This is a genomic window from Yersinia bercovieri ATCC 43970, assembly GCF_013282745.1.
GTDB lineage: Bacteria > Pseudomonadota > Gammaproteobacteria > Enterobacterales > Enterobacteriaceae > Yersinia > Yersinia bercovieri.
This window is the reverse complement of the sequence record NZ_CP054044.1, coordinates 1,254,739-1,268,772: the sequence shown is the minus strand read 5'-3', so window position 1 is coordinate 1,268,772 and position 14,034 is coordinate 1,254,739. Positions and strand designations below refer to the sequence as shown.

Genomic DNA, 14,034 nt, shown 5'->3' with positions numbered 1-14,034 from the left:
ATTACTCTGCCGCGACTCTCTCCGGCTGGCGGCGAATAAATATCATCACCAAGCCCAGCCAAATCAAGCCACTGATCAAATTGAATAAATTGAAGATGCCGCTGTTGCCCCACAGGTAAGCCAATTTGGCAAATTCAATGCCGAAGGTGAAGACCATCATACTGATCATCCCCATGGCCGCAGAGACCGTCCCTTTGCTGATATCACTGGCAAACAGTGTCAGCCGCACCAAACCAGCATTCGCCAGACCAATACCAAAGGCATACAGGCTCAACCCTGCGGTCATCCATAGATAAGCATGGGATGAGTAGAGTGTGGAACCGGCGGCAATCAGCAGCCCAATTATCATTGGGCCAGCGCCGTAGCGGATTAGCCGTGGAATGCTGGTTTTGCCGCTCAATCTCGCCAGTGTCAGGTTACCCACAATCAGCGCGCCAAAAATTGGCACCTGTAGCACACCATATCCGACTGTGGATAGCCGCTCGCCGCTGATCAAAATAACTGGTGATTGAGCAATCCACGCCAGCAATGGCAGGCTGGCAAAGCCCAATGCCAGCGCACCACACAGGAAACGGCGGTTAGCGAGCACTTGCTTATAGTCGCTCCACATCGCCGCTACTGACAATTTCTCACCTTTTCGCGATGCGGTTTCCGGCATGGCTCGCCACAAGCCAACAAATGAAATAGCGCCGAGTGCCGCGAACAGCACAAACATCCACTGCCATGGCGCGACGTGAATCAGCGCAGCACCGGCCAAGGGGCCAAGTAGCGGGGCAATCAGGGCCACATTTGCCATCAGCGCGGTGATTTTGATACACACCGCCTCCTCGAATGACTCCTGAATCGTGGCGTAACCGACTGCGCCAATAAAGCATAAGCCGATCCCTTGCAGGAAGCGCATGGCGATAAACTGCTCAATAGTATTGACCAGCAAAATGGCAAGGCAGGTGACCACAAAAAACGCTACGCCGACCAGCATCACCGGACGACGCCCACGGCGGTCTGACAGTGGCCCCAGCAGCCATTGCAGAAACATCCCACCCGCCAGATAGGCGGTCATGGAGGTCGGAACCCACTCAACACTGGCATTAAAATCGGCGACTACCGCCAGCATTCCGGGCTGAATCATATCGTTGGCGATATAAGCGGCAAATTCGAATAATACCAGGCACAGCGGAAATAAAAGCGCCCGTCGACCTAAACGTGTCGCGGGTGAAAATGAAGTTTGCATAGATTAAGCTATTAATAGTAAACGTAAAAAAAGGGAAGCGCTCAGGTAGAATGCCTGTTAGAGCGCGTCAGGTCGGCTATTTTGCCGTCAATATAACGTTATGGCAACAATTACCATCCCCCTGTGTATATCCCCAAACTTACGTTATTATTCGTGAGGTAACTGTTTTCTGGCTTATATTAAGGCGATCGAGAGTATGCATGACCAATAAGATTGGCTGGATTGATAATCTGCGGGCCGTGGCCTGCATTATGGTGGTGATGATCCACGCCACCACCTATTACGTGACCAGTGGTGCGCAGGTGGGGGAAGTGAACTGGGATATTGCCAATCTGCTGAATTCCGCCTCTCGTGCCTGTGTGCCTCTGTTTTTTATGATCTCCGGTTACCTGTTTTTTGGTGAAAAAAGCGCCAAACAGAAACATTTTACCCGCATTGGGCTGTGCCTGCTGTTCTACAGCATAATTGCACTGATCTATATTTCGACCCTCACCCCCATCGACGGCTGGGCTTCACTGAAGCATATTTTGCAAAAACCGGTGTTTTATCATCTGTGGTTTTTCTACGCCATTATCGTGGTTTACCTGGTTTCACCGCTGATCAATGTTAAACCAGTGTCGGGCCGCTATCTAGGGGGGATAATCCTGCTGCTCGCGGTGCTCGCCAACCCACAGAGCAGTAAATTTTCCCTTGGCGGCTTCCAGTTACTGCCGATCAACCTCTATATCTATGGCGATACTTTCTACTATTTGCTGTACGCACTGCTGGGGCGGGCGATTGGGATGTTGGAAACTCAGGGGCGAATTATCAGTTGGAGCGCGGCTGCGCTGTTTATCCTGAGCGTGATATTTATTGTTATCTCAACGGAAAAGCAGACGCGGATCAATGGCAGTTTTGCCGACACTTTTTATATGTACTGTGGCCCGTTGGTCTTTGTGGCGGCGGTATCGATGCTGGTGTGGTTTAAAAACTGCCTCAACCAGCAAATTGGCTGGCTGAGTTGGCTGGCGGGTCATTCATTGGCGATTTATGGTTTTCACGCGCTGATTATCCATTTTATCCGCACCCATCATTACGATTTCACCGCTTATCCGGTGCTGGATATCTTCTATGTCTTTGCGCTGTCCCTCGCATTGAGCACCTTGCTGTCAATGGGGTTGCAGCGCATCGATCGGCGACGTTTAGTTAGCTAACCGTCGGCAATCCGCGCTGTTGCGCGCGCCGTAGCTGGCGACCGGAGGAGAATCCGGCGGCCAGCGCGGCTTGCTCCAGATTAAACCCCTCTTGCAAGCGCACTTCGGCGACCGCTACCCGCAGTTGCTCGTGGAATTCGCGCACGCTGACGCCGACATGTTCGCGGAACAAGCGGGTTAAATGGCGACTGCTGACGTGGGCTTTCTGCGCCACCTGCAGCAGCGACCATTCGGCTTGTGGCTCCGCCGACATCACATCTTGCGCGCGGTGAACGGCGGGGTGGAGATGGTTGCGGTAACGTAACCAAGGCGAAAGTTGTGGGTCATCCCCCGAGCGGCGGAAATAAACCACCATCTCCCGCGCCACTTCCAGCGCGATTTGCGGGCTGCAATAGCGGCTGATCAGATGCAAAGAGAGATCAATCCCCGCCGTGATCCCGGCGCTGGTATATACCCCGCGATCTTCAACAAAAATGCGATTTTCTTTGGTTTGTGCCGCCGGTGCTTGTTGGCGCAACCGCTCCAGCACATTGTGATGGGTGGTGCACTGATAACCGTCCAGTAACCCTGCTTGCGCGGCCAGCAATGCACCGGAGCAGACACAGACCAAGATGGTTTTTTGCTGCGCGATGGCTATTTTCTGTTGCTGTAACCACTGGCGCGCTACTGCTGCCGTTTTGGTCGCAAAGTAGTGGCGTGAATCGCTGACACCTGGCACCACCAGTAAACTACCTTCCGGTAAGTGCGCGGGCAGCGGTTGCAACTGACCCAGCAGCATTTCGGTGGAGGAGATCACGGCCGGTAGCGGGCTGATATAGCAAAGGTTAAATGACCCTGCCAGCCGTAAAGTTTCAGCAGGGCCAGTTAAATCCAGCGACAGCACGCCGGGCAGCAAGAGAAAATAGACATTTCGTTGCATGGTTAATCCACAGTTACCGTCAAATAACGGTTCATATAAGCCGGAATATCCGGAGTATGCTGTAGCAAAGTAGCAACAAAAGCGTCGCGCTCAAAGGCCAATACCTGCAAATCCCACACACAGAATGATTCATCCCGCGCTGCGCGCCAAACGCCCTGTTCCTGCACCCACACTTTCACGCGTAATTCGTTTTCGTTATCCCACCATCCGACAATCAGGTAATTCAGTGTTTTTCCCTGATGCTCAATCACAACACCCACGCCAGGACGATTGACGGTCTCTGCATCGCGCGGTAACCACTGCCCAACAAGTTGATAAGCGGGGCTGTAATCCGGTGTCGCACCCTGCGCCTGCGAGTAGCGAATCACATAGCGCTTTAACCGCCATTGATTAAGGATTTTGATGCCTGCTGGCGAGATGGCTCGTGGTAAGTAGGGCTGCGGTTGCCAGCTTATGGTTTTGTCGGCGGCGGCGACAGGTTGTGAATCCAGCGCATCCAGTGTCTCTGCGACTGTACGGATAGCGGCAAATCGATCCGCTAACACGGTTTCAGTGCGCAGTTTCAACTCTGTGCTGCTCAACAGCACACCATTTGGCTGGGTCATCGGGAAGGTCAGTGTGGCCTCGGTGACAAAGGTGACCTGATAGCCCAGATCCGACGCCACGCGGGCCGTGGTCTCACAACACTGCTCGGTGCGCATACCCGCAATAATAAGATGGCTGATATCTCTCTCTTTGAGCCATTGATCCAGCCCTGAATCGGTCAGCGCGTTATGCACGCGTTTTTGCACGGAAACATCGGCCTGATGGGAGACCAGCGACATCGGCTTAACATAGCCGGAAGCCAACGAGAATGGCCCCTCGGGCGAAACATGGAACACATCCACCAGTGCGACGCCACGTTGTTTACAACCGCTAATAAGTTGGTTCAGCGCGGCTGAGAAGGCCGGCACCTCTTGCTGCTGCCAAAAAGGTTTATGCTCGAATGATTGCTGAACATCGATGATCAATAGTGCGCTGTTAGTCATTTTCGGCCCTCCGCCGTGTGGGTATGAACCCATCATGCGCGGGTTTCAAGCCGGGTGGAATGCCAAATCGGGCCATCATAGGGGATAAAAGGGACCAGTTTTTAGTTGCTCCCTTTTATTGGCCTTCCTGTGCGCTTTCGCTTTTATCTATTCAGCTAGCGGTAGTAATTGCTGATACAGTTTTTTAAAAATTATCCGACGTGCGGCGTAATCTTGATGTCGCTGCGCATCTGGCAGGTGGGTCTGCTCCAGTGGCAGCGCGGGTAATAAATCAGCCAGTGACCGCTGCGGATTTAGCGCGATTTGAGCCAAGCGTGCCGCACCTAGCGCCGGGCCAACATCGCCGCCAGTACGATACTCCAGTGTTTGGCCGCTGATATCCGCCAGCATCTGCCGCCAATAGGCACTGCGCGCACCACCGCCAATCAAGGTGACCGATTTTGGCTGTAACCCGCTGGCATGTAGAGCATCCATACCGTCGGCTAAAGCAAACCCCACCCCCTCCAACACGGCGCGCGCTAAATCTGCTCGGCGATGCTCGTGGGTAAAGCCCCAGAATGCCCCTTTGGCATTAGGATTATTATGGGGTGTGCGTTCGCCAGAGAGGTAGGGCAGGAACCATACGGGAGTCGAGGCGACAGGTGAGCTTGCCACCTCATCAATCAGGGCGGGAACAGTGTCGGCACCGGTCAGCTGGCAGGCCCAATCCAGACAGGAAGCGGCACTGAGCATCACTGACATCAAGTGCCAGCTGTTGGGGAGCGCATGACAAAAACTGTGAACCGCACTGGCCGGATTGCTGAGGAAGCCGTCGCTAACCGCAAAATAGACGCCGGAGGTACCCAGCGACAACATCGCCTGACCGGTCTGGTACAGGCCAACCCCTATTGCACCAGCGGCATTATCGCCCCCACCCGCAACGACGGGGATGGTGTTGATACCCCAGCGCTGTGCTATCTCCGCGCTGACATGGCCGGTTATCTGGCTACCCTCGAACAATGCGGGCATCTGCTGGCGGCTTAAACCGCAGGCGGACAGCATCTCATCACTCCAGTCGCGTTTAGCCACATCCAGCCACATTGTTCCGGCGGCATCGGACATATCACTGGCGAAATCACCACTGATCAGAAAGCGCAGATAATCTTTGGGTAACAGCACCTTATCGATACGGCTGAAAACCTCTGGCTCATATTCCGCCAGCCATTTCAGCTTAGGTGCGGTAAAGCCCGGCATCATCAGGTTGCCGGTAATTTGGCGCGATGCAGGCACCGCCTGTTCCAGCGCCTGGCACTGAGAAAAACTGCGGCCATCATTCCATAAAATGGCGGGGCGCAGCACCTGGTGCTGCTTATCCAGCAAGGTCGCGCCGTGCATTTGGCCCGTCAGCCCGAGGGCTTTTACCTGCTGCAAATCATGGGCTGCGGCCAACGCTTGCATGGCCTGATCGGTTGCCTGCCACCAATCGGCAGGGTTCTGTTCTGACCATAAGGGGTGGGGGCGCGAGACAGATAATGCAGCACCTTGGCTAGCAAGCACTTGCCCGTTTTCGGCCAGTAGGATTGCTTTGACGCCGGAGGTGCCAAGATCGATACCAAGGTACATATAATCTCCTTCATTATTAGGCTATTTTATCGTGCAGAGCCTGACGGGGCGACTGCACCGATGGGCACTCAGGCGGCTCACGCCACTTGTATTTTAAATAAATAGGAACCCATCCGGTACATTTCCCCGTCTATCAACAGCTGTTATTAGCCCAATGTTATTAACCAAAGATATAGCGGTTAACCTGATTCTCCAGCAACTCCTGATGGCCGCTTTGGTGATGTGGGTTCAGATTGTGTTGGCCTGCATAGCGCGCCAGATCTTCCAGCGACATTTTACCTTTCAGAATCTGTTGGCCCAGTTCGGTATTCCAACCGGCATAGCGTTTAGCAACCCACTGATCCAACTGGCCATCTTCAATCATTTTGGCGGCAATTTTCAGGGCTAATGCCATGGTGTCCATCGCCCCAATGTGACCATAAAACAGATCATATTTATCGGTACTTTGGCGGCGCACTTTGGCATCAAAATTGAGGCCGCCAGTGGTAAAACCGCCCGCTTTAAGGATCTCAAACATCACCAATGCATTCTCCTCCACACTGTTGGGGAACTGATCGGTATCCCAACCCAGCTGTGGATCGCCACGGTTAGCATCCACGGAGCCAAAAATACCCAATGCAATGGCACTGGCAATTTCGTGATGGAAAGAGTGCCCCGCCAGTGTGGCGTGGTTGGCTTCAATGTTCACTTTTATCTCTTTTTCCAGCCCGAACTGCTTGAGGAAACCATACACCGTCGCGACATCATAATCATACTGATGCTTGGTCGGCTCCTGCGGTTTTGGCTCAATAAGCAAGGTGCCCTGGAAGCCGATTTTATGTTTATGCTCCACCACCATCTGCATAAAGCGGCCAATTTGCTCGCGCTCCTGCCGTAAATCAGTATTTAGCAGCGTTTCGTAGCCTTCGCGCCCGCCCCATAACACATAGTTTTCGCCGCCCAGTTTTTGGGTCGCATTCATGGCAGTAAAGACTTGGGTTGCCGCCCAACTGAAAACTTCGGGGTCAGGATTGGTGGCCGCCCCTGCACCATAACGCGGGTGGGTGAAGCAGTTCGCGGTGCCCCATAATAGTTTTACGCCGCTGCTCTCTTGTTTCTCAGCCAGGACATCACTCATCACCGCAAAATTATTCAGATACTCTTTTAGTGACGCGCCCTCAGGGGAGACATCCACATCATGGAAGCAGTAATAGGGCACATTCAGTTTATGGAAAAACTCAAACGCGACATCGGCTTTGTGTTTTGCCAGTGCCAGTGCATCGCCAGAGTGCTGCCACGGGCGGTCAAAGGCATTGGCTCCGAACATATCAGCCCCGCCCCAGCAGAAGGTGTGCCAGTAGCAGGCGGCAAACCGCAGGTGATCGGCCATTCGCTTACCAAGGATAATTTCATCCGGATTGTAGTGATGAAACGCCAGCGGGTTAGCGCTCTGGCTGCCTTCGTAACGCACTTGTTCTAATTCATCAAAATAAGATTGCATGCAATACTCCTTGGAAGCTGGCCCGCATTATTGGGCGGGTGAGCTTTTATCTTCGGAGTTGTTTGCTATTCTCTCAATTACGTTATTTCACACTCAAATTCAGAGAATTATTAATTGTGCTGTAGATCTCATAAATAACCCATTAATTATAAAAACGCGCTAATACTTATCGTGCGGATAACATCTCGCTGTGGAATTATGCATTTTGCAGAGAAGAAAACATGATCGTTATCATAAAATTAACATTAAACCAAAAAACATAATTGGCGGATGAAAATCTGTAATTGCTGATGTGCAAATAAGCGTCAACAATCCCTATTGCAGTTGATGTTTACCGTTTCTCTTCCCCTGCTTGCACAATAAGAAAGGTACTGAAAGATGAAATTTAAGAACATTTTACTCTCCGCATGTGCCGCACTGGTGATGTTTAGCCAGCCAGGATTCAGTAAAGAAATTAAAATCGGTATGGCGATAGACGATCTTCGTCTTGAACGCTGGCAGAAAGATCGCGATATTTTTGTTAACAAGGCTGAGTCTCTCGGCGCTAAAGTATTTGTTCAATCAGCAAACGGCAATGAAGAAACACAAATGTCGCAGATTGAAAATATGATTAACCGTGGTGTTGATGTGCTAGTTATTATTCCCTATAACGGCCAGGTATTAAGTAATGTGATTGCCGAAGCGAAACGGGAAGGGATAAAAGTATTGGCATATGACCGCATGATAAATAATGCGGATATCGACTTTTATATCTCATTTGATAATGAAAAAGTGGGTGAGTTACAAGCTAAAAGCCTGGTTGAGCGAGTGCCACAAGGTAACTACTTCTTGATGGGCGGTTCGCCGGTGGATAACAACGCCAAGTTGTTCCGTCAAGGGCAGATGACAGTACTTAATCCACTGATAAAAGAGGGTAAAATCAAGATTGTTGGCGACCAGTGGGTTGATGCCTGGTTACCTGAAAATGCCTTAAAAATCATGGAAAACGCGCTGACGGCCAATAATAACAAGATTGATGCGGTAGTGGCGTCGAATGATGCCACCGCTGGCGGTGCTATTCAGGCATTAGCTGCGCAAGGTCTGGCGGGTAAAGTGGCTATTTCCGGGCAGGATGCTGATTTGGCAGCCATAAAACGTATTGTTGCAGGTACGCAAACCATGACGGTATATAAGCCAATCAGTAAATTAGCTAATGACGCCGCAGAAATTGCCGTGAGCTTGGGTAAAGGTGAACAACCCAAAGCGAACAGCCAATTAAATAATGGCATAAAAGATGTGCCCGCTTATTTATTAACGCCGATTCAAGTCGATAAAAATAATATTGATAGCACAATTATCGCCGATGGATTCCATAAAAAATCAGATATTTACTGATTAAGTATATTTTGCGGTTTTATTACTAATTTTAATAAGTGGTGAATTTCCCCAGTTTATTAAAATTGCTGCTATTTCATATATGGCATAAACAATTAAAGTTGCAGTTTTATTAGCTGCAACTTTAATTAAAAAGGTACAGGAGGGAGCAATGGCCTACCTGCTAGAGATGAAAGAGATCACCAAGCAGTTTGGCGTCGTTAAGGCAGTCGATAATATCAGCCTAACACTGGAGGCTGGGCAAGTATTATCATTATGCGGCGAAAATGGCTCGGGAAAGTCCACACTAATGAAGGTGTTATGTGGTATTTACCCCACAGGTTCCTATCAAGGGGAAATAATTTTTGCAGGTGAAACGCTTCAGGCCAAAAATATTCGTGAAACAGAGCAAAAGGGCGTTGCAATAATTCATCAGGAATTGGCATTGGTGAAACAAATGTCTGTGCTGGAGAACATGTTTCTCGGCTCAGAATGGGGCCGCTTCGGCATCATGGATTACGACGCCATGTATTTACGCTGTCAACGGATGCTGGCGCAGGTCAAGCTAGCGGTCGATCCCCATACACTGGTTGGTGAACTGGGCCTTGGGCAGCAACAATTGGTCGAAATCGCGAAAGCGCTGAATAAACAAGTGCGGCTGCTGGTGTTGGATGAGCCAACGGCCTCGCTGACGGAGAACGAAACGGCCATTTTGCTGGATATTATTCGTGACCTGCGAAATCACGGCATCGCCTGCATCTATATCTCGCACAAATTGAACGAAGTGAAAGCCATCTCGGATCATATCTGTGTGATCCGCGATGGTCGTCATATTGGCACTCGTCCTGCGGCAACTATGAGTGAAGATGACATTATCGCCATGATGGTGGGCCGCGAACTTAAAGAGCTATACCCCCACGAGGCGCACCACATCGGTGAGGAAATTCTGCGGGTAGAAAATCTCTGCGCCTGGCATCCGGTAAACCGCCATATTCGTCGGGTAGATGGCGTCTCTTTCTCATTGAAACGCGGCGAGATTTTAGGGGTGGCCGGATTGGTCGGTTCGGGCCGCACAGAAACGGTGCAATGCCTGTTTGGCGTCTATCCAGGCCGCTGGCAGGGCGAGATTTTTATTGATGGCAAAGCTGTCACCATCAGCAATTGCCAGCAAGCTATGAAGCTGGGTATCGCGATGGTGCCGGAAGACCGCAAAAAAGATGGCATTGTGCCGGTGATGGGGGTTGGGGCCAATATTACCCTGGCGGCGCTGGATGATTTTACCGGTGCTTTTAGCGTGCTGGATGATGCTAAAGAGCAATCGACGATTGTGCACTCTCTGGCGCGATTGAAAGTGAAAACCTCCTCTTCAGAGCTGGCCATCGCCCGCCTCAGTGGCGGCAATCAGCAAAAAGCCATATTGGCTAAATGCCTGTTATTGAATCCACAGATTTTGATCCTCGACGAACCGACGCGTGGTATCGACATTGGCGCAAAATATGAAATTTATAAACTTATCAATCAATTGGTCCAACAGGGGATTGCGGTCATTGTGATTTCCTCTGAACTGCCGGAGGTCTTGGGATTAAGTGATCGGGTGCTGGTCATGCATCAGGGGCGCATCAAAGCCGATCTCATTAACCAGAACCTGACTCAAGAAAAGGTCATGGAAGCCGCACTCAGGAGTGAAACCCATGTCGCAAGCTAACCAACCAGAAGTTAATGCACCAGAAAATGGCGCTAAAAAGCCGCTATTTCGGCTAAAATCAGTTAATTTGCAAGTTTTTGTTATGTTGGCGGCTATCGCCATTATTATGCTGTTTTTCACATTCACCACCGAAGGGGCCTATCTCAGCGCCAGAAATATCTCGAACCTGCTGCGCCAGACGGCGATCACCGGCATCCTCGCCGTCGGCATGGTATTTGTCATTATCTCCGCGGAAATTGACTTGTCCGTCGGCTCAATGATGGGGTTGCTAGGCGGAATTGCGGCGATTTTTGACGTGTGGCTTGGCTGGCCGCTGCCCCTGACCATTGTGGTCACGCTGGGTTTAGGGCTGGTACTTGGGGCATGGAATGGTTGGTGGGTGGCCTATCGCAAAGTGCCCTCATTTATTGTCACCCTGGCGGGAATGCTGGCTTTTCGCGGCATTTTGATTGGCATCACCAACGGCACGACGGTGTCGCCCACCAGTAACGCCATGTCGCAGATTGGTCAAAGTTATCTGCCCAATGGTCTTGGGTTCGGCATCGGCGCGATTGGCCTGATGCTGTTTGTCGCCTGGCAGTGGCATCGCCGCAGTCACCGAATCCGGCTCGGTTTGCCTGTCGCCGCGCCACAAGGGGATGTCACCCGCCAATCAATTACCGCCATTATTGTTCTTGGTGCAATATATTTACTGAATGATTATCGCGGAGTCCCTACTCCGGTATTGATTCTGACGGCGTTGATGTTGGCAGGGATATTTATGGCTACCCGCACGGCATTTGGCCGCCGAATCTATGCCATTGGCGGCAATATTGATGCCGCTCGTTTATCAGGGGTGAATGTTGAGCGCACTAAACTGGCGGTATTTGCGATCAATGGATTGATGGTCGCTATCGCTGGTTTGATTCTTAGCTCACGTCTGGGGGCCGGTTCACCTTCGGCGGGTAATATTGCTGAACTGGACGCCATTGCCGCCTGTGTGATTGGTGGCACGAGTCTTGCCGGTGGGATCGGCAGTGTGGCCGGTGCGGTGATGGGCGCATTTATCATGGCTTCTCTCGACAATGGGATGAGTATGCTAGATGTTCCGACATTCTGGCAGTACATTGTCAAAGGCGCGATTTTGCTGCTGGCCGTGTGGATGGATTCTGCCACCAAACGCCGGGTTTAACCCTATCCCGCAGCAGAGAGTTCAGTGCCATACTGCATTGATCTCTCTGCGGATTTCGTTTTAATCCCCCATCCATTTCAGGAGCCACTCCCATGTTTGAGAAACGCTACCGGATAACTTTGCTGTTTAACGCTAATAAAGTGTACGACCGGCAAGTAGTGGAAGGCGTCGGCGAGTATTTACAGGCTTCGCAGTGCGATTGGGATATTTTTATTGAAGAGGATTTTCGCTGTCGCATCGATAACATCCGTGATTGGCTGGGTGATGGTGTTATAGCTGATTTTGATGATCGGCAGATAGAGCAACTGCTGGTGAATGTCGATGTCCCTATCATCGGGGTCGGCGGCTCTTACCATCAGCCGGAGGAGTACCCGCCGGTCGATTATATTGCGACCGACAATCAGGCCTTGGTCGAGGCCGCTTTTATGCATCTGAAAGAGAAGGGTTTAAATCGTTTTGCTTTCTACGGGCTACCGGCCAGCAGTGATAAGCGCTGGGCACAGGAGCGGGAATATGCCTTCCGCCAATTAGTGGCGGCGGAGCAATATCAAGGGGTGGTCTATCAAGGCATGGCCACCGCGCCGGCGAACTGGCAATACACCCAAAATCGGTTGGCGGATTGGGTACAAACCTTGCCGCATCAGACGGGGATTATTGCCGTGACGGATGCGCGGGCGCGCCATTTATTGCAGGTGTGCGAGCATCTGGATATTGCCGTACCAGAAAAACTGAGTGTGATTGGCATCGATAATGAAGAGTTAACCCGCTATTTATCGCGAGTGGCACTTTCATCAGTCGCGCAAGGGACGCGGCAAATGGGCTATCGGGCGGCCAAGTTGTTACATCAACGCCTTAACCAACGCCAAAAACAGCAAGAGGCCCCGCCGTTGCAGCGCATTCTGGTTCCTCCAGTGAAAGTGATAGCTCGCCGTTCAACGGATTTTCGTTCGCTACGTGATCCGGCGGTCATTCAGGCGATGCACTACATTCGTCATCACGCCTGCAAGGGGATTAAGGTGGAGCAGGTGCTGGATGCGGTAGGGATGTCGCGTTCGAATTTGGAAAAGCGCTTTAAAGACGATATTGGGCAGACGATTCATGGCGTTATTCATGAAGAAAAGCTCGATCGAGCGCGCAATTTACTGGCCGCTACCTCGCTGCCTATCAATGAAATATCACAAATGTGTGGTTACCCGTCACTGCAATATTTCTATTCGGTATTCAAAAAAGGCTATTCCATCACCCCGAAAGAGCACCGTGATAAATATGGCGAAGTGAACTATTAGCCCTTTCGAGCTGTTGTAGAGACATAACCGCTGAGTGATTCCGTAAATACAGCAGAATCTGTCACCGTGATTCGACTCTTTCAGATTTCATCTCAGACAATAACCACAGAGCAAAATCCCGCATCGCGGCAGTTTCTGTGCGGGATTGTAGGCGAGTTAACCAATATCCTCCAAGGTTAATCGTCGTGCTAAAAGGTTGGATGATGCGTTCACTACGTAGCAGGTGCATAAACATGGACGGCGGGGCCAGCGCAATACCTATTTCCTCTTGCGCCGCTTCCAGCATACTTACCGACGAGTCGAACATGATTATTTGCTGGGAAGGTGAAGGGACAGACCCCCCTGCGGCGGTAAACCATGTCGACCATTCATCGCGACGATAGGAGCGAAGCAGAGTAAATTTTTGAAGGTCATTAGGGGTACGTAAACACCCTGCTAATGAGGGAGCACACAAAGGCGCAAGGGGGGCATCGCATAAAAATTGCGACTCCGTGCCATGCCAGGCACCATTGCCATAGCGAATGGCGTAGTCCAGCCCTTCAGCCACAACATCGACGCGATTATTATGTGTGGAAAGTAAAATATCCACATGGGGGTAATGCTGTTGAAAATGCCTCAAACGCGACAATAGATAGCCGGTGGCGAAGGTCCCAACAACGCCCACTCTGATTTTTTCACGCATCATCCCAGCAGAAAAACGGTCTAGGGTGTCAGCTATCCTATCAAAGGAGTTGTTAAGGATGGGGAGTAGATTCTCACCTTCCGTTGTTAGCACTAATCCGCGTGAAATACGAATAAAGAGGCGACAGTTGAGGCGTTGTTCCAGGGCTTTGACTTGCTGGCTTATTGCGGCATGGGTAACATTTAATTCGATAGCAGCCTTAGTAAAACTTAACTGTCTGGCCGCAGCTTCGAAGGCACGAAGTGCATTTAACGGAATATAGCTGCGTACCATAGGCTTATCTGTTAGATTTTCTATTATTAAATGCCAAATATAATCGATTGTTATCCATAGTCAATCCTTGCAGAATTTGTGCCGCAGAAGGAGCCACACTGTGTGTCATTT

At 50.9% G+C, this 14,034-nt stretch carries 11 protein-coding genes; 5 read left to right on the top strand and 6 right to left on the bottom strand.

Features of this window, described 5'->3' with window-relative positions; genetic code table 11:
* Position 1 precedes the first annotated feature (1 nt).
* Positions 2 to 1,231: an MFS transporter gene (locus tag HRK25_RS05750; protein ID WP_005273425.1), complete on the bottom strand. Its 1,230-nt coding sequence runs from the start codon at positions 1,229 to 1,231 to the stop codon at positions 2 to 4.
* Between the two features lie 200 nt (positions 1,232 to 1,431).
* Between HRK25_RS05750 and HRK25_RS05745 the strand changes: the two genes are divergently transcribed.
* The gene (locus HRK25_RS05745; RefSeq protein WP_005273429.1) at positions 1,432 to 2,424 is read left to right on the top strand and encodes an acyltransferase; all 993 of its coding nucleotides are present in this window, start codon (positions 1,432 to 1,434) and stop codon (positions 2,422 to 2,424) included.
* Here HRK25_RS05745 and HRK25_RS05740 read toward each other — a convergent pair.
* The 4 genes from HRK25_RS05740 to xylA form a co-directional block, all read right to left on the bottom strand.
* Positions 2,417 to 3,343 carry a GlxA family transcriptional regulator gene (locus HRK25_RS05740; protein ID WP_032897545.1) on the bottom strand — a complete coding sequence of 309 codons (927 nt, stop codon included), beginning with the start codon at positions 3,341 to 3,343 and terminating at the stop codon, positions 2,417 to 2,419. The genes HRK25_RS05745 and HRK25_RS05740 overlap by 8 nt on opposite strands.
* Positions 3,344 to 3,345: 2 nt before the next feature.
* Positions 3,346 to 4,371, bottom strand: coding sequence for an isochorismatase family protein (locus tag HRK25_RS05735; RefSeq protein ID WP_005273433.1), 1,026 nt, complete (start codon positions 4,369 to 4,371; stop codon positions 3,346 to 3,348).
* A gap of 147 nt (positions 4,372 to 4,518) precedes the next feature.
* Entirely contained in the window at positions 4,519 to 5,973 is a 1,455-nt protein-coding gene (gene xylB, locus HRK25_RS05730; RefSeq protein WP_005273436.1) for a xylulokinase, read from the bottom strand.
* A 160-nt stretch (positions 5,974 to 6,133) separates the two neighbouring features.
* Positions 6,134 to 7,453, bottom strand: a complete 1,320-nt coding sequence (gene xylA / locus HRK25_RS05725; RefSeq protein WP_005273438.1) for a xylose isomerase — start codon at positions 7,451 to 7,453, stop codon at positions 6,134 to 6,136.
* A gap of 378 nt (positions 7,454 to 7,831) precedes the next feature.
* On the opposite strand from xylA, the gene xylF reads away from it, so the two are divergent.
* The 4 genes from xylF to xylR all read left to right on the top strand — a co-directional run bounded on the left by xylF (position 7,832) and on the right by xylR (position 12,968).
* Positions 7,832 to 8,827, top strand: a complete 996-nt coding sequence (xylF, locus tag HRK25_RS05720; RefSeq protein WP_004874977.1) for a D-xylose ABC transporter substrate-binding protein — start codon at positions 7,832 to 7,834, stop codon at positions 8,825 to 8,827.
* A 151-nt stretch (positions 8,828 to 8,978) separates the two neighbouring features.
* Positions 8,979 to 10,511 (top strand): xylose ABC transporter ATP-binding protein, encoded by a 1,533-nt coding sequence (locus tag HRK25_RS05715; RefSeq protein ID WP_005273444.1) that lies wholly within the window; start codon positions 8,979 to 8,981, stop codon positions 10,509 to 10,511.
* Positions 10,498 to 11,682 (top strand): xylose ABC transporter permease XylH, encoded by a 1,185-nt coding sequence (gene xylH, locus HRK25_RS05710; RefSeq protein WP_032897549.1) that lies wholly within the window; start codon positions 10,498 to 10,500, stop codon positions 11,680 to 11,682. The genes HRK25_RS05715 and xylH overlap by 14 nt, the downstream gene beginning before the upstream one ends.
* Before the next feature lie 92 nt (positions 11,683 to 11,774).
* Entirely contained in the window at positions 11,775 to 12,968 is a 1,194-nt protein-coding gene (gene xylR / locus HRK25_RS05705; protein WP_005273449.1) for a D-xylose utilization transcriptional activator XylR, read from the top strand.
* Between the two features lie 61 nt (positions 12,969 to 13,029).
* Here xylR and ampR read toward each other — a convergent pair whose 3' ends face one another.
* Positions 13,030 to 13,923, bottom strand: coding sequence for a LysR family transcriptional regulator AmpR (ampR, locus tag HRK25_RS05700; RefSeq protein WP_005273454.1), 894 nt, complete (start codon positions 13,921 to 13,923; stop codon positions 13,030 to 13,032).
* Positions 13,924 to 14,034 lie beyond the last annotated feature (111 nt).